This window comes from Paracoccus sp. R86501 (assembly GCF_042466435.1).
GTDB lineage: Bacteria > Pseudomonadota > Alphaproteobacteria > Rhodobacterales > Rhodobacteraceae > Paracoccus.
The window spans coordinates 2,309,231-2,335,624 of sequence record NZ_JAXHPZ010000001.1 but is presented as its reverse complement, the minus strand read 5'-3'; the positions used below and the strand labels follow the sequence as shown (position 1 = coordinate 2,335,624).

General features: G+C 61.3%; 39 protein-coding genes. 37 read left to right on the top strand and 2 right to left on the bottom strand.

Annotation, left to right across the window (positions count from 1 at the left end):
* Positions 1-11 precede the first annotated feature (11 nt).
* The gene (locus tag SJY40_RS11395) at positions 12-830 is read right to left on the bottom strand and encodes a tellurite resistance TerB family protein (RefSeq protein ID WP_378946362.1); all 819 of its coding nucleotides are present in this window, start codon (positions 828-830) and stop codon (positions 12-14) included.
* A 248-nt stretch (positions 831-1,078) separates the two neighbouring features.
* Here SJY40_RS11395 and tuf point away from each other — a divergent pair, with 248 nt between their 5' ends.
* From tuf to rpmD, 21 genes are all read left to right on the top strand, one after another.
* Entirely contained in the window at positions 1,079-2,254 is a 1,176-nt protein-coding gene (gene tuf, locus SJY40_RS11390) for an elongation factor Tu (protein WP_378946360.1), read from the top strand.
* 271 nt (positions 2,255-2,525) lie between these two features.
* Positions 2,526-2,834 (top strand): 30S ribosomal protein S10, encoded by a 309-nt coding sequence (rpsJ, locus tag SJY40_RS11385; RefSeq protein WP_042247848.1) that lies wholly within the window; start codon positions 2,526-2,528, stop codon positions 2,832-2,834.
* A gap of 11 nt (positions 2,835-2,845) precedes the next feature.
* Positions 2,846-3,700 (top strand): 50S ribosomal protein L3, encoded by an 855-nt coding sequence (rplC, locus tag SJY40_RS11380; RefSeq protein WP_378946358.1) that lies wholly within the window; start codon positions 2,846-2,848, stop codon positions 3,698-3,700.
* Positions 3,700-4,320 carry a 50S ribosomal protein L4 gene (rplD, locus tag SJY40_RS11375; protein WP_378946356.1) on the top strand — a complete coding sequence of 207 codons (621 nt, stop codon included), beginning with the start codon at positions 3,700-3,702 and terminating at the stop codon, positions 4,318-4,320. The genes rplC and rplD overlap by 1 nt, the downstream gene beginning before the upstream one ends.
* Positions 4,317-4,613 carry a 50S ribosomal protein L23 gene (locus SJY40_RS11370; RefSeq protein ID WP_378946354.1) on the top strand — a complete coding sequence of 99 codons (297 nt, stop codon included), beginning with the start codon at positions 4,317-4,319 and terminating at the stop codon, positions 4,611-4,613. The genes rplD and SJY40_RS11370 overlap by 4 nt, the downstream gene beginning before the upstream one ends.
* Before the next feature lie 92 nt (positions 4,614-4,705).
* On the top strand, positions 4,706-5,545 hold the full coding sequence (gene rplB, locus SJY40_RS11365; protein WP_378946352.1) for a 50S ribosomal protein L2: 840 nt from the start codon (positions 4,706-4,708) through the stop codon (positions 5,543-5,545).
* Positions 5,546-5,548: 3 nt separating this feature from the next.
* Positions 5,549-5,827, top strand: a complete 279-nt coding sequence (rpsS, locus tag SJY40_RS11360; protein ID WP_378946350.1) for a 30S ribosomal protein S19 — start codon at positions 5,549-5,551, stop codon at positions 5,825-5,827.
* A 5-nt stretch (positions 5,828-5,832) separates the two neighbouring features.
* Positions 5,833-6,213, top strand: a complete 381-nt coding sequence (gene rplV / locus SJY40_RS11355) for a 50S ribosomal protein L22 (protein ID WP_378946348.1) — start codon at positions 5,833-5,835, stop codon at positions 6,211-6,213.
* Positions 6,213-6,923, top strand: a complete 711-nt coding sequence (gene rpsC, locus SJY40_RS11350; protein WP_378946346.1) for a 30S ribosomal protein S3 — start codon at positions 6,213-6,215, stop codon at positions 6,921-6,923. Before rplV ends, rpsC begins: the two co-directional genes overlap by 1 nt.
* Positions 6,924-6,935: 12 nt before the next feature.
* Entirely contained in the window at positions 6,936-7,349 is a 414-nt protein-coding gene (rplP, locus tag SJY40_RS11345) for a 50S ribosomal protein L16 (RefSeq protein ID WP_304620596.1), read from the top strand.
* 209 nt (positions 7,350-7,558) lie between these two features.
* Positions 7,559-7,765 carry a 50S ribosomal protein L29 gene (gene rpmC, locus SJY40_RS11340; RefSeq protein ID WP_304620595.1) on the top strand — a complete coding sequence of 69 codons (207 nt, stop codon included), beginning with the start codon at positions 7,559-7,561 and terminating at the stop codon, positions 7,763-7,765.
* Between the two features lie 12 nt (positions 7,766-7,777).
* Positions 7,778-8,023, top strand: coding sequence for a 30S ribosomal protein S17 (gene rpsQ, locus SJY40_RS11335; protein WP_378946343.1), 246 nt, complete (start codon positions 7,778-7,780; stop codon positions 8,021-8,023).
* A gap of 76 nt (positions 8,024-8,099) precedes the next feature.
* Positions 8,100-8,468, top strand: a complete 369-nt coding sequence (gene rplN, locus SJY40_RS11330; RefSeq protein ID WP_072295573.1) for a 50S ribosomal protein L14 — start codon at positions 8,100-8,102, stop codon at positions 8,466-8,468.
* Positions 8,468-8,773 (top strand): 50S ribosomal protein L24, encoded by a 306-nt coding sequence (gene rplX, locus SJY40_RS11325; protein WP_378946340.1) that lies wholly within the window; start codon positions 8,468-8,470, stop codon positions 8,771-8,773. The genes rplN and rplX overlap by 1 nt, the downstream gene beginning before the upstream one ends.
* Entirely contained in the window at positions 8,773-9,333 is a 561-nt protein-coding gene (gene rplE / locus SJY40_RS11320) for a 50S ribosomal protein L5 (RefSeq protein WP_378946338.1), read from the top strand. Before rplX ends, rplE begins: the two co-directional genes overlap by 1 nt.
* 20 nt (positions 9,334-9,353) lie before the next feature.
* Complete coding sequence (gene rpsN, locus SJY40_RS11315) at positions 9,354-9,659, top strand: 30S ribosomal protein S14 (RefSeq protein WP_378946336.1); 306 nt, start codon at positions 9,354-9,356, stop codon at positions 9,657-9,659.
* Between the two features lie 16 nt (positions 9,660-9,675).
* Positions 9,676-10,068, top strand: coding sequence for a 30S ribosomal protein S8 (rpsH, locus tag SJY40_RS11310; protein ID WP_378946334.1), 393 nt, complete (start codon positions 9,676-9,678; stop codon positions 10,066-10,068).
* Positions 10,069-10,080: 12 nt separating this feature from the next.
* The gene (rplF, locus tag SJY40_RS11305) at positions 10,081-10,614 is read left to right on the top strand and encodes a 50S ribosomal protein L6 (protein ID WP_378946332.1); all 534 of its coding nucleotides are present in this window, start codon (positions 10,081-10,083) and stop codon (positions 10,612-10,614) included.
* A gap of 12 nt (positions 10,615-10,626) precedes the next feature.
* Positions 10,627-10,986, top strand: a complete 360-nt coding sequence (gene rplR / locus SJY40_RS11300) for a 50S ribosomal protein L18 (protein WP_111557843.1) — start codon at positions 10,627-10,629, stop codon at positions 10,984-10,986.
* Positions 10,987-11,102: 116 nt separating this feature from the next.
* Positions 11,103-11,669, top strand: a complete 567-nt coding sequence (gene rpsE / locus SJY40_RS11295; RefSeq protein ID WP_072295565.1) for a 30S ribosomal protein S5 — start codon at positions 11,103-11,105, stop codon at positions 11,667-11,669.
* Between the two features lie 12 nt (positions 11,670-11,681).
* Positions 11,682-11,867 carry a 50S ribosomal protein L30 gene (rpmD, locus tag SJY40_RS11290; RefSeq protein WP_378946329.1) on the top strand — a complete coding sequence of 62 codons (186 nt, stop codon included), beginning with the start codon at positions 11,682-11,684 and terminating at the stop codon, positions 11,865-11,867.
* A gap of 62 nt (positions 11,868-11,929) precedes the next feature.
* Here rpmD and SJY40_RS11285 read toward each other — a convergent pair whose 3' ends face one another.
* The gene (locus SJY40_RS11285; RefSeq protein WP_378946327.1) at positions 11,930-12,544 is read right to left on the bottom strand and encodes a hypothetical protein; all 615 of its coding nucleotides are present in this window, start codon (positions 12,542-12,544) and stop codon (positions 11,930-11,932) included.
* Positions 12,545-12,778: 234 nt separating this feature from the next.
* On the opposite strand from SJY40_RS11285, the gene rplO reads away from it, so the two are divergent.
* The 16 genes from rplO (at position 12,779) to SJY40_RS11205 (ending at position 26,394) form a co-directional block, all read left to right on the top strand.
* Positions 12,779-13,255, top strand: a complete 477-nt coding sequence (gene rplO, locus SJY40_RS11280) for a 50S ribosomal protein L15 (RefSeq protein WP_378946325.1) — start codon at positions 12,779-12,781, stop codon at positions 13,253-13,255.
* Between the two features lie 108 nt (positions 13,256-13,363).
* Positions 13,364-14,734 carry a preprotein translocase subunit SecY gene (gene secY / locus SJY40_RS11275; RefSeq protein WP_378946323.1) on the top strand — a complete coding sequence of 457 codons (1,371 nt, stop codon included), beginning with the start codon at positions 13,364-13,366 and terminating at the stop codon, positions 14,732-14,734.
* A 67-nt stretch (positions 14,735-14,801) separates the two neighbouring features.
* Positions 14,802-15,449, top strand: a complete 648-nt coding sequence (locus SJY40_RS11270; protein ID WP_378946321.1) for an adenylate kinase — start codon at positions 14,802-14,804, stop codon at positions 15,447-15,449.
* Positions 15,450-15,628: 179 nt separating this feature from the next.
* Entirely contained in the window at positions 15,629-15,997 is a 369-nt protein-coding gene (gene rpsM / locus SJY40_RS11265; protein WP_378946319.1) for a 30S ribosomal protein S13, read from the top strand.
* 11 nt (positions 15,998-16,008) lie between these two features.
* Complete coding sequence (gene rpsK, locus SJY40_RS11260) at positions 16,009-16,398, top strand: 30S ribosomal protein S11 (protein WP_042247912.1); 390 nt, start codon at positions 16,009-16,011, stop codon at positions 16,396-16,398.
* A 115-nt stretch (positions 16,399-16,513) separates the two neighbouring features.
* Positions 16,514-17,530: a DNA-directed RNA polymerase subunit alpha gene (locus tag SJY40_RS11255; RefSeq protein ID WP_072295554.1), complete on the top strand. Its 1,017-nt coding sequence runs from the start codon at positions 16,514-16,516 to the stop codon at positions 17,528-17,530.
* Positions 17,531-17,647: 117 nt separating this feature from the next.
* A complete protein-coding gene (gene rplQ / locus SJY40_RS11250; protein WP_378946316.1) occupies positions 17,648-18,067 on the top strand; it encodes a 50S ribosomal protein L17 in 420 nt (139 codons plus the stop codon).
* Between the two features lie 286 nt (positions 18,068-18,353).
* Positions 18,354-18,965, top strand: coding sequence for an autoinducer binding domain-containing protein (locus tag SJY40_RS11245; RefSeq protein WP_378946314.1), 612 nt, complete (start codon positions 18,354-18,356; stop codon positions 18,963-18,965).
* A gap of 58 nt (positions 18,966-19,023) precedes the next feature.
* Entirely contained in the window at positions 19,024-19,614 is a 591-nt protein-coding gene (locus tag SJY40_RS11240) for an acyl-homoserine-lactone synthase (RefSeq protein ID WP_378946312.1), read from the top strand.
* A gap of 54 nt (positions 19,615-19,668) precedes the next feature.
* Complete coding sequence (locus SJY40_RS11235; protein WP_378946310.1) at positions 19,669-20,991, top strand: replication-associated recombination protein A; 1,323 nt, start codon at positions 19,669-19,671, stop codon at positions 20,989-20,991.
* Between the two features lie 31 nt (positions 20,992-21,022).
* A complete protein-coding gene (locus SJY40_RS11230) occupies positions 21,023-21,397 on the top strand; it encodes a fluoride efflux transporter FluC (protein WP_378946308.1) in 375 nt (124 codons plus the stop codon).
* Complete coding sequence (locus tag SJY40_RS11225) at positions 21,394-22,443, top strand: RluA family pseudouridine synthase (protein WP_378946306.1); 1,050 nt, start codon at positions 21,394-21,396, stop codon at positions 22,441-22,443. Before SJY40_RS11230 ends, SJY40_RS11225 begins: the two co-directional genes overlap by 4 nt.
* Positions 22,440-23,096, top strand: a complete 657-nt coding sequence (locus tag SJY40_RS11220) for an HAD-IA family hydrolase (RefSeq protein ID WP_378946304.1) — start codon at positions 22,440-22,442, stop codon at positions 23,094-23,096. The genes SJY40_RS11225 and SJY40_RS11220 overlap by 4 nt, the downstream gene beginning before the upstream one ends.
* Positions 23,093-23,806: an ATP12 family chaperone protein gene (locus SJY40_RS11215; protein WP_378946302.1), complete on the top strand. Its 714-nt coding sequence runs from the start codon at positions 23,093-23,095 to the stop codon at positions 23,804-23,806. The genes SJY40_RS11220 and SJY40_RS11215 overlap by 4 nt, the downstream gene beginning before the upstream one ends.
* A gap of 173 nt (positions 23,807-23,979) precedes the next feature.
* The gene (locus tag SJY40_RS11210) at positions 23,980-25,005 is read left to right on the top strand and encodes an amino acid ABC transporter substrate-binding protein (RefSeq protein ID WP_378946300.1); all 1,026 of its coding nucleotides are present in this window, start codon (positions 23,980-23,982) and stop codon (positions 25,003-25,005) included.
* 132 nt (positions 25,006-25,137) lie between these two features.
* Positions 25,138-26,394: an amino acid ABC transporter permease gene (locus SJY40_RS11205; RefSeq protein WP_378946298.1), complete on the top strand. Its 1,257-nt coding sequence runs from the start codon at positions 25,138-25,140 to the stop codon at positions 26,392-26,394.

Genomic DNA, 26,394 nt, shown 5'->3' with positions numbered 1-26,394 from the left:
GGTAAGGGGCCTCAGCCCTGATTGTACAGCGGCATGACGCCCGCTTCGTCGTGGATGCCGTTGACGGTCGCGCGGTCCAGATCCATTGCCACCGCAAGGTCGTTCAGATAGCGGGCCTCGGCCTCGCTGTCGAAATCGATAGCCAGCAGCGACATCAGATAGACCTGCGTCTCCATTCCCTTGGGGACATCTGCTGCAAGACCCTTGGCGTCGACAGGGGCGGACATCTGTTCGCGGATGAACTGGCGTTCGTCGTCGTCCAGATCATCGCCGACATGTCCCAGCAGACGTTGTTTTTCGGCATCGTCGATCTTACCGTCCGATTTGGCGGCCTGGATCATCGCACGCAGCATCAGGCCTGCGATGGCGTTCTGTTCCGCCGTCGGGGCGGTCGTCGGTTCGCCATCGTTCGCGATGGAATCGTTGAACAGCTCGCCGAAGGTCGCGTTGTTCGACGGTTGCGCGCCTTTTTGTGCAAGGCTGCCCGCCGCGCCACCTGCGGCAGCGCCACCCAGCAATCCCCCCAGCATGCCGCCAAGGCCACCGCCGGATGCGCCGGACTTGCCCGACAGGCTGTCCAGCAGACCGCCAAGCCCGCCGCCCGATTGCCCCGACCGTCCGCCAAGCGCACGACCCAAGGTGTCCGACAAGCTGCCGCCCGAGGATGACCCGCCGGTGTTGTTCCCCAAGAGGCTGCCCAGCAACCCGCCCTGCGTCGATCCCGAGCTGCCGGACGTGCTGCCCTGCTGGCCCTTGTTCATGACGGCACCGATGCCTTTGGCCAGCATCACGCCGGCGGCGACCTTGGTCAGACTTCTCATCAGGCTCATGCGAATCCCCCTTATGGTGATAGGTGCCCGGTTGGGCGTCACTGACCAATGATATGGGGGCATTGTGGTTCCGGACAATCTTTGCGCCGGCAATCACGTCTTTCGCAGTGGCTTGCCTGTGTTCCGCGTGCTGAATCGGACCGTCGATCACCGTTCCGGCCCTTGATTTTCCCCCTGACGCCTTATACATCGCTGCGCACGTCAAATTCGGGGCCGAACAGCCATGCCCCGCGGATCAGGAGGCCCTCATGGCAAAGGCAAAGTTTGAACGGAACAAACCGCACGTCAACATCGGGACCATTGGTCACGTTGACCACGGCAAGACGACGCTGACGGCTGCGATCACGAAGTACTTCGGCGACTTCCGCGCCTATGACCAGATCGACGGCGCGCCCGAAGAGAAGGCCCGCGGGATCACGATCTCGACCGCGCACGTGGAATACGAGTCCGAAGCGCGCCACTATGCGCACGTCGACTGCCCCGGCCACGCCGACTACGTCAAGAACATGATCACCGGTGCCGCCCAGATGGACGGCGCGATCCTGGTCGTGAACGCCGCTGACGGCCCCATGCCGCAAACGCGCGAGCACATCCTGCTGGGTCGCCAGGTCGGCATCCCCTACATGGTCGTCTACCTGAACAAGGTCAACCAGGTGGATGACGAAGAGCTGCTGGAACTGGTCGAGATGGAAGTGCGCGAGCTGCTGTCCAGCTACGACTATCCGGGCGACGACATTCCGATCATCAAGGGCTCGGCTCTTGCTGCCATGGAAGGCCGCGACCCCGAGATCGGCGAGAACTCGATCAAGGAACTGATCGCAGCCGTTAACAGCTACATCCCGACGCCCGAGCGCGCCGTGGACCAGCCCTTCCTGATGCCGATCGAAGACGTGTTCTCGATCTCGGGCCGTGGTACGGTCGTGACCGGCCGCGTCGAGCGTGGCGCTGTCAACGTCGGCGACGAACTGGAAATCGTGGGTATCCGCGACACCAAGAAAACGACCTGCACGGGCGTGGAAATGTTCCGCAAGCTGCTGGATCGTGGTGAGGCTGGCGACAACGTCGGCGTCCTGCTGCGCGGCATCGACCGTGAAGGCGTGGAACGTGGCCAGGTGCTGTGCAAGCCGAAGTCGGTGAACCCGCACACCAAGTTCGAAGCCGAAGCCTATATTCTGACCAAGGAAGAGGGTGGCCGTCACACGCCGTTCTTCGCCAACTACCGCCCGCAGTTCTATTTCCGCACGACCGACGTGACGGGAACGGTGAACCTGCCGGAAGGTACGGAAATGGTCATGCCGGGCGACAACCTGAAGTTCGAAGTCGAACTGATCGCGCCGATCGCCATGGAAGAAAAGCTGCGCTTCGCAATCCGCGAAGGCGGTCGCACCGTCGGTGCAGGCGTCGTCTCGAAAATCCTCGCCTGATCGGTTTCACGACCGGGACGCGAAAGGCCGCCTTCGGGCGGCCTTTTTTTGTGACAGGGGCCGCTGCGGGGCCAAGCCCCCTTGACGCAAGCGGCCATATCGGGCAGATGGCGGCATCGCCGTCGGGACTGTCGCTTTTTCGACAGAATCGGCTGCTGCCCGTAGGGCCGCCTTTCCAAGGGCGGCCTCTACTATTTCATACGGTCCGATGCTGGCGCCGCGCGGTGCGATGTCAGCCTCTCGACTGGAACTCCCCACCAAGGGAAGTGCAATGCAAAGCCAGAATATCCGGATCCGGCTGAAAGCCTTTGACTATCGTGTGCTAGACGCCAGCACGCAAGAGATCGTCAATACGGCCAAGCGCACCGGCGCTACCGTTCGCGGCCCGATCCCGCTGCCGAACAAGATCGAAAAATTCACGGTTCTCCGTGGTCCGCACATCGACAAGAAGTCGCGCGACCAGTGGGAAATCCGCACGCACAAGCGTCTGCTGGACATCGTCGACCCGACCCCGCAGACCGTTGACGCCCTCATGAAGCTCGACCTCGCCGCCGGCGTGGATGTCGAGATCAAAGTCTGAGGAGGCAGATCATGTTGCGTACTGGTGTTATCGCCAAGAAAATGGGCATGACGCGTCTCTTCCTGGAAGATGGCCGTCAGGTTCCCGTCACCGTCCTGCAGATGGACGGTCTTCAGGTTGTCGCTCAGCGTACCGCTGACCGCGACGGCTATACCGCCGTCCAGCTGGGCGCCGGCACTGCAAAGGCCAAGCGGACCACCGCTGCCATGCGCGGTCACTTCGCCAAGGCTTCGGTCGCGCCCAAGCGCAAGATCGCGGAATTCCGCGTCGCCGAAGAAAACCTGATCAACGTCGGTGAGGAAATCACTGCTGACCACTACTTTGCAGGTCAGTTCGTGGACATCGCCGGTATCTCGATCGGTAAGGGCTTTGCGGGCGCGATGAAGCGTCACAACTTCGGTGGTCTTCGCGCGTCGCACGGCGTGTCGGTCAGCCACCGTTCGCATGGTTCGACCGGTCAGTGTCAGGATCCCGGCAAGGTCTTCAAGGGTAAGAAGATGGCTGGTCACCTGGGTGCGGTTCGCGTCACCACGCAGAACCTGCAGGTTGTCCGGACCGATGCCGACCGTGGCCTGATCATGGTCAAGGGTTCGGTTCCCGGTTCCAAGGGTGGCTGGGTCACGATCAAGGATGCGGTCAAGAAGGCCACGCCCGAGAACGTCATCTATCCCGCCGCGCTGAAGTCGGCTGCGGAAGAAGCGAAGCGTCTGGCCGAGGAAGCAGCGAATGCCGCTGCAGCCGAGGAAGAAGCAGCACGCGTCGCCGCGGAAGAAGCTGCAGCCGCCGAACAGGAAGCTGCGCTGAAAGAAGCCGAGGCATCGACCGAGTCCGACAACGGCGAAGCCGCGCCGGAAGGAGACAAGTGATGAAACTCGATGTGATCAAGCTGGACGCCGGCAAAGCCGGGTCGATCGAGCTGGCAGACGACATCTTCGGGTTGGTGCCGCGTGGCGACCTCCTGCAGCGTGTCGTGCGCTGGCAGCGTGCGAAGGCACAGGCAGGCACCCACTCGGTGCTGGGCCGTTCCGACGTCAGCTACTCGACCAAGAAGATCTACCGCCAGAAGGGCACCGGTGGTGCTCGTCACGGTTCGCGCAACGCGCCGATCTTCCGTCATGGTGGTACGTACAAAGGCCCGACCCCGCGGTCGCACGCCTTTGATCTGCCCAAGAAGGTGCGGGCCCTGGGTCTGCGTCATGCCCTTTCGGCAAAAGCAACCGCTGGTGAACTGGTGATCATCGAGGACCTGAACCTCGACAACGCCAAGACCTCGGCAGTCGCGAAGGCCGTGAAGGAAAACGGTTGGAAGCGCGTGCTGGTGATCGACGGTTCCGAAGTGAACGAAAACTTCGCCCGCGCCGCCCGCAACCTCGAAGGCGTGGATATCCTGCCGTCGATGGGTGCCAACGTGTATGACATCCTCAAGCGTGACACGCTGGTGATCACGCGCGCTGGTGTCGAAGCTCTGGAGGCTCGTCTGAAATGAGCGCGAAAGCTGAACATTACGACGTGATCGTCAAGCCGATCATCACCGAAAAAGCGACCATGACCGCCGACAACAACGGCGTCGTGTTCCAGGTGACGAAGGATTCGACCAAGCCGCAGATCAAGCAGGCCGTCGAAGCCCTGTTCGGTGTCAAGGTGAAGGCGGTCAACACCACCATCACCAAAGGCAAGACCAAGCGTTTCAAGGGTCAACTTGGCCGTCGGGTTGACGTCAAGAAAGCTTATGTGACGCTGGAAGCCGGCAACACTATCGACGTGTCAACCGGTCTCTGATAGCAGAGCACGATTCTGCGGCCCCGGGCACGACCCGGGGCCGCATCGACTGAAACGGACCACCTCGGTCCAAAGCAACGGAAGACAGAAAGATGGCATTGAAGTCGTATAAACCGACGACGCCTGGCCAGCGTGGGCTGGTTCTGATCGACCGTTCGGAGCTTTGGAAAGGTCGCCCGGTCAAAACCCTCACTGAGGGTCTGACCAAGAAAGGCGGCCGGAACAACACCGGACGGATCACCATGCGTCGCCAAGGCGGCGGTGCAAAGCGCCTGTATCGCATCGTCGATTTCAAGCGGACGAAATTTGACGTCGCAGCTGTTGTCGAACGTATCGAATACGATCCCAACCGCACGGCATTCATCGCGTTGGTCAAATACGAAGACGGCGAGCAGGCTTACATTCTTGCCCCTCAGCGTATGGCCATCGGCGACAAGATCTTCGCTGGCAAGAAAGTCAACGTGAAGCCCGGTAACGCCATGCCCTTCAGCGGCATGCCGATCGGTACGATCGTCCACAACGTCGAACTGAAGCCCGGCAAGGGTGGCCAGATCGCACGTTCGGCCGGTACCTACGCCCAGTTCGTCGGTCGCGACGGCGGCTATGCACAGATCCGCCTGTCCTCGGGCGAGCTGCGTCTGGTCCGTCAGGAATGCATGGCCACCATCGGTGCCGTGTCGAACGCCGACCACTCGAACCAGAACCTGGGTAAAGCAGGTCGCAACCGTCACAAGGGCATCCGTCCTTCGGTTCGCGGTGTTGCGATGAACCCGATCGACCACCCGCATGGTGGTGGTGAAGGTCGCACGTCGGGTGGCCGCACGCCGGTCACGCCCTGGGGTAAAGACACCAAGGGCAAGAAGACCCGCAGCAACAAGGCGACCGACAAGTATATCTTGCGTTCGCGCCACGCGAAAAAGAAGGGGCGTTGATCCATGGCACGTTCTGTTTGGAAGGGCCCCTTTGTTGACGCCTATGTGCTCAAGAAAGCGGAAAAGGCCCGTGACGCGGGAAAATCCGACGTCATCAAGATCTGGTCGCGTCGTTCGACCATCCTGCCGCAATTCGTGGGTCTGACCTTCGCAGTCTACAACGGGCACAAGCATATCCCCGTTGCCGTCAGCGAAGAGATGATCGGTCAGAAATTCGGTGAATATTCGCCCACGCGCACCTACTACGGTCACGCTGCGGACAAGAAAGCCAAGAGGAAGTAATCGTCATGGGTAAGGAAAACAATCCGCGCCGCGTGGCGGAGAACGAAGCCTTCGCAAAGACGAAGATGCTTCGCACCTCGCCGCAGAAGCTGAACCTGGTTGCGCAACTGATCCGCGGCAAGAAAGTCAACAAGGCCCTGGCCGACCTGACTTTCTCGCACAAGCGTGTCGCCGGCGACGTGAAGAAATGCCTTCAGTCGGCAATCGCCAACGCTGAGAACAACCACGGCCTGGACGTTAACAACCTGATCGTCGCCGAAGCCTGGGTTGGCAAGAACCTGGTGATGAAGCGTGGCCGTCCGCGGGCACGTGGTCGTTTCGGCAAGATCATGAAGCCGTTTTCGGAAATCACCATCAAGGTGCGCCAAGTCGAGGAGCAAGCGTAATGGGTCAGAAGGTCAATCCGATCGGCATGCGTCTCCAGGTCAACCGCACCTGGGACAGCCGCTGGTACGCCGACGACAAGGACTATGGTAACCTGCTTCTTGAAGACCTGAAGATCCGGGACTTCATCAAGACGGAAGCCAAGCAGGCCGGCATCAGCCGCGTCATCATCGAGCGTCCCCACAAGAAGTGCCGCGTGACCATTCACGCAGCGCGCCCCGGTGTCATCATCGGCAAGAAGGGTGCGGACATCGAGGTCCTGCGCAAGAAGCTGGCGAACTTCACCGACAGCGAATTGCACCTGAACATCGTCGAAGTGCGCAAGCCTGACATCGACGCGGCGCTGGTCGCCGAATTGATCGCTCAGCAGCTGGAGCGTCGCGTTTCGTTCCGCCGCGCCATGAAGCGCTCGGTCCAGAACTCGATGCGTCAGGGTGCCTTGGGTATCCGCGTGAACGTCGCAGGCCGTCTTGGCGGCGCCGAGATCGCACGTACCGAATGGTACCGCGAAGGCCGCGTGCCGCTGCACACCCTGCGTGCGGACATCGACTATGCCCTGTGCGAAGCCACGACCCCCTACGGGATCATCGGCGTCAAGGTGTGGATCTTCAAGGGCGAGATCATGGAACATGATCCGCAAGCCCGCGATCGCCGCGCTGCCGAGGCCCAGGAAGGTCCGGCACCCCGTGGTCCGCGCCGCGACGCTCGGTAAGGAGTAACCAAAATGCTGCAACCGAAACGCACTAAGTACCGCAAACAGCACAAGGGCCGTATCCACGGTGATGCGAAGGGTGGTTTCGACCTGAACTTCGGCTCGTTTGCACTGAAGGCCGTCGAGCCCGAGCGTGTGACCGCGCGCCAGATCGAGGCGGCTCGCCGCGCGATCACGCGTCACATGAAGCGCCAGGGCCGCGTCTGGATCCGTATCTTCCCGGATGTCCCGGTTTCGTCGAAGCCGACCGAAGTCCGTATGGGTAAGGGTAAGGGCTCGGTCGATTTCTGGGCTGCCCGCGTCCACCCGGGCCGGATCATGTTCGAAATCGACGGTGTCAACGACACCATCGCCCGCGAGGCCCTGCGCCTTGGCGCGATGAAGCTGCCGGTCCTGACCCGCATCGTCGAACGCGAAGACTGGTAAGTCGGCGGCGCGCCAGTCGCGCCATCTGACGACGCCTTGACCCCGCCGGGAAACCGGCGGGGTTTCCCTTTTCCCGGCGGCGTCGGGATAAAGGGTTGCAAAAGCCCGGAATCGCCTGTATGCGCAGGCCTTCATCACGAAACTCCACCGGAATCAGGGTGGCCCTGGATGTCAGGGGCCCTCCGGTGATGTTGAAAGGAAGAGGCGTCATGGACGCGAATGAACTCAGGAATAACACGCCTGACCAGCTGAAAGACCAGCTGGTTGCGCTGAAGAAAGAAGCCTTCAACCTGCGTTTCCAGCAGGCCACCGGCCAGCTTTCAAGCACTGCTCGCATGCGCGAAGTCCGTCGTGACGTCGCACGTGTGAAGACCATTTTGAACCAGAAAGCGGCGGAAGCCGCGGCCTCTAACTAAGGAGCCCGGCACATGCCCAAACGCATCCTGCAAGGCCGCGTCACCAGCGACAAGAACGAACAGACCGTCACCGTCCTGGTCGAACGCCGCTTCAAGCACGCACTTCTTCACAAGACCGTCCGGTCCTCGAAGAAGTACCGCGCACATGACGCCGAGAACAAGTTCAAGGTTGGCGATATCGTCCGTATCACGGAATGTGCGCCCATCTCGAAGACGAAACGCTGGACTGTCCTGCTGGACGAAACCGCTTCGGCATAAGTCCATCATCACAGATCAGAAATGATCGAAACCCTGGGGCCGGACGATCCGGTCTCCAAAGGTCGGGAGAAACCAAATGATCCAGATGCAGACCAATCTGGATGTTGCTGATAACTCGGGCGCTCGCCGGGTTCAGTGCATCAAGGTTCTGGGTGGTTCGCACCGTCGCTATGCGTCGGTGGGCGACATTATCGTCGTGTCCGTCAAGGAAGCCATCCCGCGGGGCCGGGTCAAGAAAGGCGACGTCCGTAAGGCCGTTGTCGTCCGCACCGCAAAAGAAGTGAACCGTGAAGACGGCACCTCGATCCGTTTTGACCGCAATGCTGCCGTTATCCTGAACAACCAGGGTGAGCCGGTCGGTACGCGTATCTTCGGACCGGTCGTTCGTGAACTTCGCGCCAAGAGCTTCATGAAGATCATCTCGCTCGCGCCGGAGGTGCTGTAATGGCTGCCAAGCTTAAAAAAGGCGACAAGGTTGTCGTTCTGGCCGGCAAGGACAAGGGCAAGCAGGGTGAAATCACCGCTGTCATGCCCAAGGACGACAAGGCCATCGTTGACGGCATCAACGTCGCAATCCGCCACACGCGCCAGACCCAGACTTCGCAGGGCGGTCGCGTGGAAAAATCCATGCCGATCCACCTGTCGAACCTGGCATTGATGGACGCGAACGGCAAAGCGACCCGCGTCGGCTTCCGTGAGGAAGACGGCAAGAAGGTCCGTTTCGCCAAGACCACGGGAGACGTGATCTGATGCTGGACGCAACCAAATACACGCCGCGTCTTCGCGGGCAGTTCAACGACACCGTTCGTCCTGCTCTGAAAGAAGAGTTCGGCTACAAAAGCGACATGCAGCTGCCCCGTCTGGACAAGATCGTCCTGAACATGGGTGTCGGCGAAGCTGTCAAGGACACCAAGAAGGTCAAGCAGGCTGCTGAAGAGCTGTCCCTGATCGCTGGTCAGAAGGCTGTCATCACCTATGCCAAGAAGTCGATTGCCGGCTTCCGCGTTCGTGAAGAAATGCCCCTGGGCTGCAAGGTGACCCTGCGCGGCGACCGCATGTACGACTTCCTGGACCGCCTGATCAACATCGCGCTGCCGCGCGTCCGCGACTTCCGCGGCGTGAAGCCGACCTCGTTCGATGGTCGTGGCAACTACGCGATGGGCCTGAAGGAACATATCGTCTTCCCGGAAATCAACTTCGACAAGGTCGACGAAGTTCTGGGCATGGACATCATCATCTGCACCACCGCGAAGACCGACGCGGAAGCGAAGTCGCTGTTGAAGCATTTCAACATGCCGTTCACCAGCTGAGTCGCGGAGGGAAAGAAGATATGGCAAAGAAATCCATGGTCGAGCGCGAGAAGAAGCGCGAGCGTCTGGTTCAGAAGTATGCTGCCAAGCGTGCCGAACTGAACGAGATCGTTCATGACCAATCCCGCCCGATGGAAGAGCGCTTCAAGGCCACGCTGAAGCTGGCCGAACTGCCGCGCAACTCTTCGGCTACGCGTCTGCACAACCGGTGCCAACTGACCGGTCGTCCGCATGCGTATTACCGCAAATTGAAACTGTCGCGGATCATGCTGCGCGAGCTGGGCTCGCAAGGTCAGATCCCCGGCCTGGTCAAGTCCAGCTGGTAAGGGGGAACACAGAATGATGAACGATCCTCTCGGCGATATGCTGACCCGCATCCGCAATGCGCAGATGCGTGGCAAATCGACCGTTCGCACCCCCGCCTCCAAGCTGCGCGCTTGGGTTCTGGACGTGCTGAAAAACGAAGGTTACATCCGCGGATACGAGGAAGTGACCAGCGCCGCCGGCCATAACGAGCTGGAAATCGGCCTGAAATATCACGACGGCATTCCGGTTATCCGTGAAGTGGCGCGTGTCTCGAAGCCTGGTCGCCGCGTCTACACCGGTGCCAAGGCAATCCCGCAGGTTCGTCAGGGTCTGGGCGTTTCGATCGTCTCGACTCCGAAGGGCGTCATGTCGGATGCAGCGGCTCGCAGTGCCAATGTTGGCGGCGAAGTCCTCTGCACCGTGTTCTAAGGAGGGCAGCAGATGTCTCGGATTGGTAAAAAGCCGGTCGAACTGCCCACGGGCGTGACGGCCGAGATCAAAGGTCAGCAGATCGAAGTGAAGGGGCCGAAAGGCACCCGCAGCTTCACTGCGACCGATGAAGTGAACATCTCGCTTGACGACAACCTCGTCAGCGTGGAGCCGCGCAACAACACCAAGCGTGCTCGTCAGCAGTGGGGTCTTACCCGCTCGATGATCGAGAACCTGACGGTCGGTGTGTCAACGGGCTTCAAGAAAGAGCTGGAAATCCAGGGCGTGGGTTACCGCGCCACGATGCAGGGCAATGTCCTGAAACTGGCTCTGGGTTATTCGCACGACGTGAATTTCGATGTGCCCGCAGGCGTGACCATCACGGCTCCGAAGCAGACCGAGATTGTTGTCGAAGGTATCGACCAGCAGCTGGTCGGCCAGGTTGCGGCGAACATTCGCGAGTGGCGCAAGCCCGAGCCCTACAAGGGCAAGGGAATCCGCTACAAGGGCGAGTATGTTTTCCGCAAGGAAGGCAAGAAGAAGTAAGGGGCGCATGAAATGGCACTGAAGAAGCAAGAGCTGTTCCAGAAGCGTCGCTTGCGCGTGCGGAACAAACTGCGGGCAATGTCGAACGGGCGTCCGCGCCTGTCGATCCATCGCTCGTCCAAGAACATCTCGGTTCAGGTCATCGACGATCTGAAGGGCGTGACCCTGGCTTCGGCCAGCACGCTGGAGAAGGATTTCGGCCTGGTCGGCAAGAACAATGTCGAAGCAGCTGCAAAGATCGGCGCGGCAATTGCCGAGCGCGCGAAGGCAGCTGGCGTGGAAGAAGTCGTCTTCGACCGCGGTGGCTTCATCTTCCACGGCAAGGTCAAGGCATTGGCCGAAGCCGCCCGCGAAGGTGGTCTGAAGTTCTGATATTGCGGGTGGCGCGTTCCCTTGGGGACGCGCCACCCCGATGATCCGGGGATGTTTCATCCACCTGGATCGGTCAACACGGCGCGGTCTGCGCGCCACCGTATAAGGAATGCCTCATGGCAGAACGTGACAATCGCCGGGGCGGTCGCAACGACCGCGAAGAAAACCCGGAATTCCAGGATCGTCTGGTCGCGATCAACCGCGTGTCGAAAACCGTCAAAGGTGGTAAGCGCTTCGGCTTTGCTGCTTTGGTCGTTGTCGGTGATCAGCGCGGTCGTGTCGGTTTCGGCAAGGGTAAGGCCAAGGAAGTTCCGGAAGCCATCCGCAAGGCGACCGAACAGGCCAAGCGTGGCCTGATCCGCGTGCCGCTGCGCGACGGTCGTACGCTGCATCACGATATCGAAGGCCGTCATGGCGCCGGTAAGGTGATCATGCGCACCGCCGTTCCGGGTACCGGCATCATCGCCGGCGGTCCGATGCGTGCCGTATTCGAAATGCTGGGTGTCCAGGACGTCGTGGCCAAGTCGCAGGGTTCGCAGAACCCCTACAACATGATCCGCGCAACCCTGGATGGCCTGAAAAAGGAATCCAGCCCCCGTTCGGTCGCGCAGCGTCGCGGCAAGAAAGTGGCTGACATCCTGCCCTCGAACGACAAGCCGGCTGACGCCGCTGTCGAAGCGTAAGGAGCGAGGCACATGGCAACCATCGTCGTCAAACAGATCGGTTCTCCGATCCGTCGTCCCGCCATTCAGCGTGCAACGCTGAAAGGTCTGGGCCTGAACAAGATGAACCGCACCCGTGAACTGGAGGATACTCCTTCGGTTCGTGGCATGGTCGCGAAGATCCCCCACATGGTGGTGATCATCGAAGAAAAAGCCTGATCCTTTCCGGATTGGCAGATGAAGGCGCCCCGCGAAAGCGGGGCGTTTTTCGTTTCGTCAACCTATTCCGCCACGCGGCAGGCATAGACGGTGCCACCGACGGCCACGACCGAAACCGCGGCGCCTGTCAGCAGAACGGGCGATGCCGCGACAGCTGCCGCCGCGCCGCCAAGCGATGCCAAGGCGCCCGATATGGCGCTGCCCGTTCCCGAAACGATCACCGCGCCCGATCCATCAGGCATGGCGCGCAGCCCCTGAACCGACTTGCGCGCTGCCGCCGATCCGATGGCTGCCGCCCCGCCGCTGGCCTGATTGACGCGGCTGCACAGCGTGGCCGAGGCGGTCTTGCAGCGGCCCCATGCGTCGCGTTCACCCAGATCATATCCCGCCACCGAATCGGTCTGACTGTCCTGACGCAGGCAGAATGGTTGTCGCTGGTCGTCGCTAAGCTCGGGCGTCACACTGCGCAGGACGACATAACTGGGGCAATCATGCTGGCCGATGCGTGCGGCCAGCCGTTCACGGCGGGAATAATCGGCGACCATGCCGGCTTCCTCGCGGTCGTAGCCAAGGACGACGTCCTTGCCGTTGATGCGGGCGTGGCACATGGTCGGTTCGGCCGCAGCCGCAAGGGTCGTCAGGAAGGGCAGGGCCATCGCGGCCAGGAAAATGCGCATGTCGGGGTCTTTCGGGTCTGCTGTCCGTCCTGAGTAGCGCGGGTGGTGGTACGCTCAAGACACAAGGGCGTGGGGCGCACGCGAAAGGCCGCGACTGTGGCGCGCGGATCGCTTGAATGCCATGCGGTTTGCGCGTATAGGCCCACGGTGCCTTGAAGGCATCACGATTCACAAAACGATATGCCGTGTCCCCCTGTATCGCTTCTGGGGTGTGTCCGGCGAAGGAGAAGCGACATGAAACTGCATGAAATCCGCGACAACGAAGGCGCGAACCGTACCAAGAAGCGCGTTGCGCGTGGTCCCGGCTCGGGCAAGGGCAAGATGGCTGGCCGTGGTATCAAGGGTCAGAAGTCGCGTTCGGGCGTCGCTCTGGGCGGCTACGAAGGCGGCCAGATGCCGCTGTACCGTCGTCTGCCCAAGCGCGGCTTCACCGCGCCGAACGCAAAGTCATTCGCCGTTGTGAACCTGGGCCAGATCCAGGGCTTCATCGATGCCGGCAAGATCGACGGCAAGGCCGAGCTGACCGAAGACGCGCTGGTCGCATCGGGTCTGGTCCGCCGCAAGCTGGACGGTATCCGTCTGCTGGCCAAAGGCGAACTGAAGGCAGGTCTGACCATCGTCGTCACCGGCGCATCGAAGGCCGCTGTCGAGGCTGTCGAGAAGGCCGGCGGCAAGGTTTCGCTGCCCGCTCAGGCCGCGGCTGCTGAATAAGCTGTTGATCAGGGGTTTCGCGCCCCTAAGATAGCATCTAGGTTTTCAGGCGCCGCCGGTCCCCGGAATACGGGTCGGCGGCGCTGTCATGACACGGGACGGACACACATGGCGTCAGCCGCAGAACAGATGGCCGCGAACCTCTCATGGGGTCAGCTTGGAAGGGCCACGGAACTTCGCCAACGGATCTGGTTCACGATCGGTGTTCTGATCATGTATCGCATCGGCACCTATATTCCCGTTCCGGGGATCGATGGCGCCGCGTTGCGCAACTTCATGGATCAGGCCCAATCCGGGATCGGCGGCATGCTGTCGATGTTCACGGGTGGCGCGCTTGGCCGCATGGGCGTCTTTGCCTTGGGCATCATGCCCTATATTTCGGCCTCGATCATCGTCCAGCTTCTGACTTCGATGGTTCCCTCGCTGGAACAGTTGAAGAAAGAGGGCGAGCAAGGCCGCAAGAAAATCAACCAATACACGCGTTACGGCACGGTCGCGCTGGCGCTGTTCCAGGCCTATGGTCTGGCACGCAGCCTCGAGGCAGGTGGTCTGGCGCATGATGCCGGCCTGTTCTTCCAGGCTTCGGTCGTCATCACGCTGGTCGGCGGCACGATGTTCCTGATGTGGCTGGGTGAACAGATCACGGCGCGCGGCATCGGCAACGGCATTTCGCTGATCATCTTCGTCGGCATTCTGGCCGAGATCCCCGCGGCGCTGGCGAACTTCTTTGCCCAAGGCCGTTCGGGTGCGATCTCGACTCCGGTGATCCTGTTCGTGATCGTCATGCTGATCGCGGTCATCGCCTTCGTGGTCTTCATGGAGCGGGCGCTGCGCAAGATCCGCATCCAGTATCCCCGGCGTCAGGTCGGCATGAAGGTCTATGACGGCCAATCCAGCCACCTTCCCGTCAAGGTGAACCCGGCAGGCGTGATCCCCGCGATCTTCGCCAGCTCGCTGCTGCTGCTGCCGATCACCATCTCGACCTTCTCGGGGAATGAGGCCGGTCCGATCATGTCGACGATCCTGGCCTATTTCGGTCCGGGTCAGCCGCTGTATCTGCTGTTCTTCGCAAGCATGATCGTCTTCTTCACATATTTCTATACGCAGAATGTGTCGTTCAAGACCGATGACGTGGCCGACAACCTGAAAAATCAGGGTGGCTTCATTCCGGGTATCCGTCCGGGCAAGCGTACGCAGGAATATCTGGATTACGTCGTGAACCGCGTGCTGGTCATCGGCTCGGCCTATCTGGCGATCGTCTGTCTGATGCCGGAAATCCTGCGCACGCAGTTCTCGATCCCGGTCTATCTGGGCGGTACCTCGGTGCTGATCGTCGTCTCGGTGACGATGGACACGATCAACCAGGTCCAAAGCCACCTTCTGGCCCACCAATACGAAGGGCTGATTGAGAAATCCCAGCTTCGCGGTAAGCGTAAGCCGGGGACCGCCAAGCCGCGTCGCGCACCGTCGCGCCGCTGACTGTCGGCAAGCCTTTAACATGACGCGAAAAATGGCCCGATACCGGCCAGCCTGAGGGGGACACGCCATGACCATCAACATCATCCTGCTGGGGCCTCCGGGTGCCGGCAAAGGCACCCAGGCCCGCCGCCTTGTCGAAGAGCGTGGCCTGGTTCAGCTGTCCACCGGCGATATGCTGCGCGCCGCGCGCAGTTCGGGGACGGAAATGGGCAAGCGCGTGGCCGAGGTCATGGACCGCGGCCAGCTGGTCACCGACGAGATCGTTATCGGCTTGATCCGCGAACAGCTTGCCAAGGGTGGCAACGGGTTCATTTTCGACGGCTTCCCCCGCACGCTGGCGCAGGCCGACGCGCTTGGGGATCTGCTGGCCGATACCGGCATGGCCCTGGATGCTGTCATCGAGATGCAGGTCAACGATGAGGCACTGGTGCGTCGCATCACTGGCCGCTTCACCTGTGGCAGCTGCGGTGAGGTCTATCACGATCAGACCAAGCCGACCGCCGAGGAAGGCGTCTGCGATGTCTGCGGCTCGACCGATCTGAAGCGTCGCGCCGACGACAATGAGGACAGCCTCAAGACGCGCCTGCTGGAATACTACAAGAAGACCTCGCCGCTGATTGGCTACTACTATGCCAAGGACAAGCTGGCGCAGGTTAACGGTCTGGCCGCGATGGATCAGGTCGGCGCCGAGATTGCCAAGGCATTGGATGCCTGAGTGACGCTGTGCGGAACCGGGCTTGACCCGGCTTCGCAGTCTGGATAGATCACGGCATCTCGCAAGAGAATCGCCCGGTCACGGGTGGTCATCGATTTGGCCCGAAGGCATGGCTTTCGGGCCTTGCGTTGTGAAAAAAGGTTCCGGTGCTACGGAACCGCAACTGAAAAGGAAAACGCGTGGCTCGTATTGCTGGCGTCAACATTCCGACGGGGAAACGCGTCCCCATCGCACTGACCTATATCCACGGCATCGGCGACATGTACGCCAAGCTGATCTGCGAAGAGACGGGCATCGACCTGACCCGTCGCGTCAACGAACTGTCGGACGCCGAAGTCCTGCAGATCCGCGAATACATCGACGCGAACCTGACCGTCGAGGGCGACCTGCGCCGCGAAGTTCAGATGAACGTCAAGCGCATGATGGATCTGGGTTCCTATCGCGGTCTTCGCCACCGTCGCGGCCTTCCGGTCCGCGGTCAGCGCACGCACACCAATGCGCGCACCCGTAAAGGCCCGGCAAAAGCCATTGCCGGCAAGAAGAAGTAAGGGGTAGCGACATGGCACGTGATAAAACTCGCATGAAGCGTAAAGAGCGCAAGAACATCGCCACCGGCGTTGCTCATGTGAACTCCAGCTTCAACAACACCAAGATCCTGATCTCGGACGTCCAGGGCAACGCGATCGCGTGGTCCTCGGCCGGTACCATGGGCTTCAAGGGTTCGCGCAAATCGACCCCCTATGCCGCTCAGATGGCTGCTGAAGATGCAGGCCGCAAGGCGCAGGAACACGGCGTTCGCACGCTGGACGTCGAAGTTCAGGGCCCGGGTTCGGGTCGCGAATCGGCTCTGCGCGCGCTGGCCGCTGCCGGCTTCAACATCACGGCAATCCGTGACGTGACGCCGATCGCGCATAACGGCTGCCGCCCGCCGAAGCGTCGCCGCGTCTGATTTCGGACCAACAACGACCGGACCGCACGTATTCCGTGCGGTCCGGATTTTCGCATTTCACCTCGGGCGTTTCCGACTTTGGTCATGAGACGGGGACAGGTATGGAGGCAAACCCATGATCCACAAGAATTGGGCCGAACTGATCAAGCCGACTCAGTTGGCCGTCAAGCCGGGCGCTGATGCGACCCGCACGGCGACCGTGGTCGCCGAACCGCTGGAACGCGGTTTCGGTCTGACGCTTGGCAACGCGCTGCGCCGCGTTCTGATGTCGTCGCTGCAAGGCGCGGCCATCACCTCGGTTCAGATCGACAACGTCCTGCATGAATTCAGCAGCGTCGCCGGCGTTCGTGAAGATGTCACCGACATCGTCCTGAACCTGAAGGGTGTCACGCTGAAGATGGACGTCGAAGGCCCCAAGCGTCTGACGCTGTCGGCCAAGGGTCCGGGCGAAGTCAAGGCAAGCGACATCCAGGAAACGGCCGGGATCACCATCCTGAACCGCGACCATGTCATCTGCCATCTGGACGACGGTGCCGACCTGAACATGGAACTGACCGTGCAGACGGGCAAGGGCTATGTCGCGGCCGACAAGAACCGTCCGGAAGATGCGCCGATCGGCCTGATTCCGATCGACGCGATCTTCTCGCCGGTCAAGCGCGTCAGCTATGAAGTCACCCCGACCCGCGAAGGTCAGGTGCTGGATTATGACAAGCTGACCATGAAGATCGACACCGATGGTTCGCTGACCCCGGAAGATGCCGTGGCCTATGCCGCACGCATCGTTCAGGACCAGCTGTCCGTCTTCGTCAACTTCGACGAGCCGGAAGCCGCAAGCCGTCAGGACAGCGATGAAGGTCTGGAATTCGATCCGCGTCTGCTGAAGAAAGTCGACGAGCTGGAATTGTCGGTCCGTTCGGCAAACTGCCTGAAGAACGACAATATCGTCTATATTGGCGATCTGATCCAGAAGACCGAAGCCGAGATGCTGCGCACCCCGAACTTCGGCCGCAAGTCCTTGAACGAGATCAAGGAAGTGCTGTCGGGCATGGGTCTGCACCTTGGTATGGACGTGGTCGACTGGCCGCCGGAAAACATCGAAGATCTGGCTAAGCGTTTCGACGACCAGTTCTGAGATAGCGGCGGGGCGCCTGCGGGCGCCTTGCCACACGATGGGTTCACAGCCCCAAGGAGAGCGGCCCGCTACGCATGGGTCGCCGGACAAAGTAAAAGACGTTTTTAGGAGAATAACATGCGTCACGCACGTGGCTATCGCCGCCTCAACCGTACCCATGAACACCGCAAAGCGCTGTTCGCCAACATGTCCGGCTCGTTGATCGAGCATGAGCAGATCAAGACGACCCTGCCCAAGGCGAAAGAACTGCGCCCGATTATCGAAAAGCTGATCACGCTGGCAAAGCGTGGCGATCTGCACGCCCGCCGTCAGGCTGCTTCGCAGCTGAAGCAGGACATGCATGTCTCGAAACTGTTCGACGTTCTGGGTGAGCGTTACAAGGATCGCCAAGGTGGTTACGCCCGCATCCTGAAGGCCGGTTTCCGTTATGGTGACATGGCTCCGATGGCGATCATCGAACTGGTCGACCGTGATACCTCGGCCAAGGGTGCAGCAGACCGTGCACGCTTGGAAGCGGAATTCACTGCCGAAGATTGATCCTTGGATCGATCGATTTTCGAAAGCCCCGTCATGCAGCCGCATGGCGGGGCTTTTTCGTCACAATGATGACGTGACGTTACGCAAGCTTGAGCATGTGAAACTTTCACGTGAGCAGCAGCTTGGAGTAAGCTTGCGCGATGTGGCTGCGTAAGCCGCATTTGTTTTACGGAGGATATTCGATGACGCAGGCGGAATTATCACGCCCGTTAACTTGCTGGAAACTATATCCCAGCAAGGTGACTTTGAAGATCGCCCCCATTCATTTCAACTTGTATAAAAAACCATGTCCTCTCGTGCAGATATAAACGCCGGTCTTGCGAAGTTGGGCAAACTTGCCCAATCGGGGTATTTCGTCGGTCTGCACATCCGCTTTGCAGCGCCCCTGATGCAGTTCCAGACCTATTCCGAGGAATGGTCGGAATTCTATTCGCAGAATGGCTATGCCTTGCGTGACCCGACCATTGCCTGGGGGTTTTCGACGACCGGTGCCTGTCGCTGGTCGGCCCTGCCTATTCCCGATCCGTTCAATATTTTGCGCGAAGCGGCGAATCATGGCCTGACATATGGGTTGACCGTATCCAACGGCCCCATCTCTTCGCGGACGATCGCCTCATTCGGGCGGGCCGACCGTGAATTCACCACAGACGAGATCGAACAGATCTCGGTCACGATAAAGCGGCTTCACGAAATTACCGAGCCGCCCGCGAGCCTTACAAAAGCTCAGAAAGAAGCCCTTCGCTGCATCGCGCAGGGTGACCGTCACGCGGCGGCGGCTGCAAAACTTGGCATTACCGAAAGCGCGTTCAAGGCGAGGCTTATTTCAGTCCGTGAACGGCTGAAGGCGCGTACCACCGCCGAGGCGCTGCAACGGGCCAAGGAATACCGTCTGTTGTAGATGTCACCCTGGGGTCCACGTGGCAGGGAAGGGGGCCCTTACACCTCAGGAGCACCGAATGCAGATCACGACCCTGTCTTTTTCAAACCTTCACAACCACGGTGAATTATTCGCCAATCTTTTCCGGGCCAGAAAGCAGAGCTTTATTGTTCACAAGAACTGGGACCTGCCCGAATCCGACGATATGGAGTTCGATCAGTACGACACCCCGCAAAGCCGCTGGATCGCCATCCATGACATGGGTGAGGTTCTGGCCGGCATCCGTCTGACGCCGACGACGGCGCGTTGCGGCATCTATTCCTATATGATCCGCGATGCGCAGGAGGGTATTCTGGGCGGCTCGATCCCGCAGGACCTGTTGACCGATGCGGCACCGGTGGATCCGCACATCTGGGAATGTTCGCGTGTCTTCGTCAGCCATTCGATCCCGCAGATGTATCGTCGCAAGGTCCACTTCAAGATGGTCGAGGCGATGACGTCGTCGGCCCGCGATCTTGGCGCGACCAAATTGATCGCGCTGACGGGGTCGAACTGGCCGCGGTGGTACGGTCGCTGCGGTCTGACCGCCGAAGCATTGGGTCCGGAACTGTGGATCGATGACGGCAGCTTCCAATGTGTGGCCATCGATCTGGCATCGAAGATGCACTGACGGTTGCTGATGGGGGCTGTCGCATATGCTGCGACGGCCCTAGACTGCGCCATCATGGCTGATCTTTTCGACACGACCCCGCCCCAGACCCCGTCGCCCGCCGGCAAGGCGGGTCCGCGCCCATTGGCTGATCGCATCCGGCCCACCCGGCTGTCCGAAGTGATCGGTCAGGGGAAGGTCTTAGGGGCCGACGGTCCGCTTGGCAGCATGCTGGCGGCAAACAGTCTGTCATCGCTGATCCTGTGGGGGCCTCCGGGGGTGGGAAAGACCACTATCGCGCGGCTTCTGGCTGATGAAACCGATCTGGCCTTTGTCCAGATCAGTGCGATTTTCACCGGTGTTCCCGATCTGCGAAAGGTGTTCGAAGCGGCGCGCCTGCGGGCCAGCCAGGGACGCGGAACGCTGCTGTTCGTCGATGAAATCCACCGCTTCAACAAGGCGCAGCAGGACAGCTTTTTGCCGCATATGGAAGATGGGACCATCCTGCTGGTCGGCGCGACCACGGAAAACCCCAGCTTTGAATTGAACGCCGCTGTCATGTCGCGTGCGCAGGTCATCGTGCTGGAACGCCTGTCGCTGGCCGATCTAGAACTGATGGCGCAACGGGCCGAACGTGAGCTGAACCGCAAGCTGCCCCTGACGGCCGAGGCCCGCGAGGCCTTGCTGGAGATGGCGGACGGCGATGGCCGCGCGGCCCTGAACCTGATCGAACAGGTCGCTGCGTGGAAAACAGACACCAAGATCGACCGCGATGCGCTGGCGCAGCGGCTGATGAAACGCGCGGCGAAATACGACAAATCGGGGGATGAGCATTACAACCTGATCTCGGCCCTGCATAAATCGGTGCGTGGCAGCGATCCCGATGCGGCGCTTTACTGGTTCGCGCGGATGCTGGAGGGCGGTGAGGATCCCCGGTATCTGGCCCGCCGCATCACCCGTATGGCCGTCGAGGATATCGGTCTGGCCGATCCCGCCGCGGCACGTCATTGTCTGGACGCATGGGCGATGTATGAACGCCTTGGCAGCCCGGAAGGCGAATTGGCCCTGGGGCAGGCGGTTCTGTATCTGGCTTTGGCGCCGAAATCGAATGCCGGTTATGCCGCCTATAAGAACGCCCGCGCCGAGGCCAAGCGCACCGGCAGCCTGACGCCCCCCGCCCATATCCTGAACGCGCCGACCAAGATGATGAAAGAGCAGGGCTATGGCGCGGGCTATGCCTATGACCATAACGCCGAAGACGGCTTCAGCGGCCAGAACTATTTCCCCGACGGCATGAAGCGGCCTGTCCTTTACACACCTGTCGAGCGGGGCTTTGAACGCGAGTTGAAACGGCGTTTGGACTGGTTCGTGGCGCAACGTCTCAAGCGTGGCGGTTGACTTTGGCGGCTGCTGACGACACACACCCGCGATGATGAACCCCTTTCTTCAGGTCGCAATCGGCGGCGCGCTTGGCGCCACCGGTCGTTTTGCCGTTTACCGGATGATCCCGTCACATTGGGCCGCGCTTGGTCTTGCGACGGGGCTGGTGAATATTGTCGGATCGTTCCTGATGGGACTTCTGGCGGCGCTCTTCGCGCAGCGGCTTGGGAATGCCTATGCGCCCCTTCTTTTGACGGGGTTTCTGGGCGGGTTCACGACATTTTCGGCATTTTCCTTGGATGTGCTGACAATGTGGGAACGGGGTCAGGGCGGCATCGCCTTGGCATATGTGGCGGGCACGGTCCTGCTGTCGCTGGTCGCCGTCATGGCGGGGCTGGCATTGGGTCGAGGAATTTGGGCATGAGCGGCGTACAGACAATTCAAGTCACCGAAGAAGATGGCGAGCAGCGTCTGGACCGCTGGTTGCGCAAGCGTTTCCCGCATGTCTCGCAGGTCGCGATCGAAAAGCTGTGCCGCACCGGCCAGCTGCGCGTCGATGGCGGGCGGGTCAAGGGCGCCTCGCGCGTGCAGCCGGGGCAGGAAATCCGCATTCCGCCGATGCCCGAACCCGGTCCCGCGCGTGAACGCAGCGAACGCCCCATGGGCCCGCAGGTCAATGACGCCGATGTTGAGATGATTCAGTCCGCAGTCCTGTGGAAGGATGAACATATCATCGCGCTGAACAAGCCGCCGGGTCTGCCCAGTCAGGGCGGCAGCGGTCTGGGCGGTCGTCATGTAGACGGGCTGACCACCGCGCTGATGTTCGGCTTCAAGGAACGCCCCAAGCTGGTTCACCGGCTGGACAAGGACACCTCGGGGGTTCTGCTGCTGGCGCGCACCGACCGTGTGGCGCGCGCCCTGTCCGAGGCGTTCCGTCTGCGCAGCACGCGAAAGATCTATTGGGCCGCCGTTGCAGGCGTGCCCCATCCCCGCATGGGGACGATCCGCTATGGTCTGGTCAAGGGCGGCCATCGTGGCGGCGACGAAAAGATGATGGCGGTCCACCCCCGCGACATCGACAAGACCGAGGGCGCAAAGCGCGCCACCACCGATTACGCCGTTCTGGATGCACTTGGCACGCGGGCCAGCTGGTGTGCGCTGGTGCCGATCACCGGCCGCACCCACCAGCTGCGCGCCCATATGGCCGAACTGGGCCATCCCATCGTGGGTGATGGGAAATATGGCGGCTCGGGTCAGGAAAACCTTGGCGATGGCTGGGGTGCCCAGCTGGGCGGAGAGATCAGCAAGAAGCTGCATCTGCACGCCCGCAGCCTGACCTTCGATCACCCGATTACCAAGAAGCGCATCACCATCACCGCGCCCTTGGCCGAACATATGACCCGCACGTGGAAATCCGTGGGTTGGCATGAAAACGACGTCCCCGCCGATCCCTTTGCGGAGGACGAATGAAGCTTGTCGTCTTTGACGTTGACGGCACGCTGGTTGACAGCCAAGGCCTGATCCTGGCGGCGATGGACAGCGCCCTTGCCGGGGCAGGGCTGGCGCCTTTGCCGCGGGCGGATGTGCTGTCCATCGTCGGGCTGTCCCTGCCGGTGGCCGTCGCCCGTTTGCTGCCCGAAGCACCGCCCGGGGTGCAGCAGTTGGTGACCGACGGCTATAAATCTGCCTATGCCGCCGCCCGTTCGGCGCAAGCGGCGCCCTTGTATGACGGCGTCGGCGATTGTCTGGACCGTCTGGCGATGCGCGACGATCTGCTGTTGGCCGTCGCGACCGGTAAATCGCGCCGGGGTCTTGATGCGGTGATTGCCGCGCATGGTTGGCAGGGGCGCTTCATCAGCCTGCAGACCGCCGACGCCCATCCGTCCAAGCCGCATCCGGCGATGCTGCACGCGGCACTGTCGGAGTCCGGCGTCGATGCCGATGATGCGCTGATGATCGGTGACACCAGCTTCGACATGCAGATGGCGCGCAACGCCGGTATGGCGGGCTTTGGCGTCGCTTGGGGCTATCACCCGCGGGCCGAGCTGATGCAGGCCGGGGCCGCGCACATCTTCGACGATTACGCATCCCTCACCCAAGCCATCGAGGAGTGGTCGGCATGACCGAATGGAAAGCACGCCGGTTCTGGAAATCCGCCGAGCCCCGCCCCGCGGATGACGGATGGGAGGTCGCCCTGGACGACCGCCCCCTGCGCACGCCGGGCAAGAAACCCCTGATCCTGCCCACCCGCGACCTTGCACAGGCCGTGGCGCAGGAATGGGATGCGCAGGACGATATCATCCGTCCCGACAGCATGCCGCTGACCCGCGCCGCCAATTCCGCGGTCGAGAAGGTCGCCCCGCAATTCGACGGCGTTGCCGCCATGCTTGCCGAATATGGCGGCACCGATCTGCTGTGTTATCGGGCAACCGATCCGCAGCCCCTGATCCGCCTTCAGGCCGAGGCCTGGGACCCGCTGATCGAATGGGCAGCCACCCGTCACGATGCGCCGCTGACCGTCACCCATGGCGTCATTCCGGTCGATCAACCGGCCGAATCGCTGGCACGCCTTCATGCGCAGGTGGCGGCGCTGGACCTGTATGGGCTGACCGCGTTGCATGATCTGGTGACAATTCCCGGGTCCCTGGTTCTGGGTCTGGCGGTCGTTCAGGGCCGGATTGACGCCACGGAATCCTTCCGCCTGTCGCGTGTGGACGAGGAATTCCAGATCGCCAATTGGGGCGACGATGAGGACGCACAGCAGGTTGCAGCCTCGCGATTGCTGGCCATGAAACAGGCAGAACGCCTGTGGAGCTTGTCCCGCAAGGGTTGAAAGCGCTTGGCATCGGGGTTGGGGTTCTTGACGCGGGACTTTGTATCGGCACAATGTCGCCTATTGGGGCAACACTTATGCGCCGAGATAAAAGAACAAGGGCCGGAAATTCGGTCCATCCCGCGTCCGGTCCGATCATGCATCGGACCAGCCGCTCCAACACAGAGGTAGCAATGAAAAAATCGGTTTTCCTGGGGACAGTGGCCGCAGCGACGATGATCGCCGGCATGGGTATGGCCCAAGAGGGTTCGACCCTGTCCCAGGTCAAGGAACGCGGTGAGCTGAACTGCGGCGTGAACACCGGCCTGGTGGGCTTTGCCGCACCCGACGCCAACGGCAACTGGGCCGGCTTCGACGTAGCGCTGTGCCGTGCGGTCGCTGCCGCCGTGCTGGGTGATGCGTCCAAGGTGAAATTCGTGCCGACCACCGGCCAGACGCGCTTCACGGCCGTCAGCTCGGGCGAGGTGGACGTTCTGGCCCGCAACTCGACCTGGACCTATTCGCGCGACACCGACCTGAAACTGGATTTCGTGGGCGTCAACTATTACGACGGTCAGGGCTTCATGGTCAGCAAGGATCTGGGCGTGACCTCGGCCAAGGAACTGGACGGCGCGACCATCTGCATCCAGACCGGCACCACGACCGAGCTGAACCTGGCCGACTATTTCCGCGCCAACCAGATGGAATACACCCCCGTCAACATCGACAGCAACGCCGAGGGTGAACAGCAGTATATGGCCGGCGCCTGCGACGCCTATACCACCGACGCATCGGGTCTGGCCGCGACCCGTGCAGCTTTCGCCAACCCCGAAAGCCACATCATCCTGCCCGAGATCATCTCGAAGGAACCGCTTGGGCCGGCAGTTCGCCATGGCGACAACAACTGGGGCGACATCGTCCGCTGGACTCTGAACGCGCTGATCGCCGCCGAGGAATACGGCGTCACCTCGCGCAACATCGAGGAACTGGTCCGCTCGTCCGAGAACCCTGAGGTCCAGCGCCTTCTGGGTACGACCGACGAACTGGGCGCCATGATGGGGCTGGATGCCGAATGGGCCAAGCGCGCCATTCTGGCCAACGGCAACTATGGCGAGATCTTCGCCGCCAACATCGGCGAACAGACCCCCATCGGTCTGGCACGCGGGCTGAACGCACAATGGACTCAGGGCGGTCTGCTCTACGCGCCCCCGTTCCGCTGATCCGGACGGCATGAAGGACCGGGCCCGTTCGGGGCCCGGTCCGCACCCTTCGGGGCCCTTCCAACAACGACAAACCCGCCACCGATATAAAACGGCGCAAAGCCGTACCGGCGGGCCACAGGGGTAATCAAGATGACGGACGTCTCGGCATCGGCGCATGCGTCGTTCCGGCCCAGCATGCTGATCTATGATCGGCGCTATCGGTCCCTGACCTTTCAGGTCATCGTGTTCATACTGGTCATGGCCGCCATGTGGTGGCTGGTCGGGAACACGATCAGCAACCTCGACGCCATGGGCAAGAGCTTTGACTTCGGCTTCCTGTTCCAACGCGCGGGTTACGATATTTCCGGGACGCCGATCCCTTATACCGGCAATGACACACACCTGCGGGCCTCGATCGTCGGGCTGCTGAACACGCTGATCGTCTCGATCCTGGGCTGCATCGCGGCCACGATCCTGGGGGTTGCGGTCGGCGTGGCGCGCCTGTCCAAGAACTGGCTGTTCGCACGGCTGATGACGGTCTACGTCGAGATTTTCCGCAACATCCCGCTGCTGCTGTGGATTCTGGTGATCTATGCCGTCTTCACCGAGATCCTGCCCGCCCCCAATGCCTATCGTGGCGAAGATCCGGCATGGTCGATGATCCTGTTCGACAATGTCGCGCTGACCAACCGCTATACCGCGATCCCGACGCTTGGGATGACGAACGACCCGGGCAGTCTGGATCTTGGCGCGCGCATCACCTTCAACTGGGCCACCATCGCCTTTGTCGCGGTGCTGCTTGGGGGCTGGTTCATACGCAGGGCAATCAATGCCCATGCGCAAAAGGTTCAGGACCGCACGGGCGTCCGTCCCGCGACGCTGTGGAAAAACCTGGCGATCATGATCCTGCCGTCGCTGATCCTGATCTGGTATTTCGGCCTGCACCTGCTGCCGCCGTCGCTGAAAGGGTTCAACTTCACCGGCGGGCTGAACATCTCGAACTCGCTGGTCGTACTGTGGCTGGCGCTAACGCTTTACACCGCCGCCTTCATCGCGGAAATCGTGCGTGCCGGCATTCTGGCCGTCAGCCGTGGCCAGTCCGAGGCCGCATTTGCCCTGGGCATGCGCCCCAAGCGCACGATGAACCTGGTGATCCTGCCGCAGGCGCTGCGGGTCATCATTCCGCCGCTGATTTCGCAATACCTGAACCTGACCAAGAACAGCTCGCTTGCGATCGCGGTGGGCTACATGGACCTGCGCGGCACGCTTGGGGGCACGACGCTGAACCAGACCGGCCGAGAGCTGGAGGCCATCGTCCTGATGATGCTGATCTATCTGGCGCTTAGCCTGATCATCTCGGCGGGGATGAACATCTTCAATTCCCGCGTCAAACTGAAGGAGCGGTAA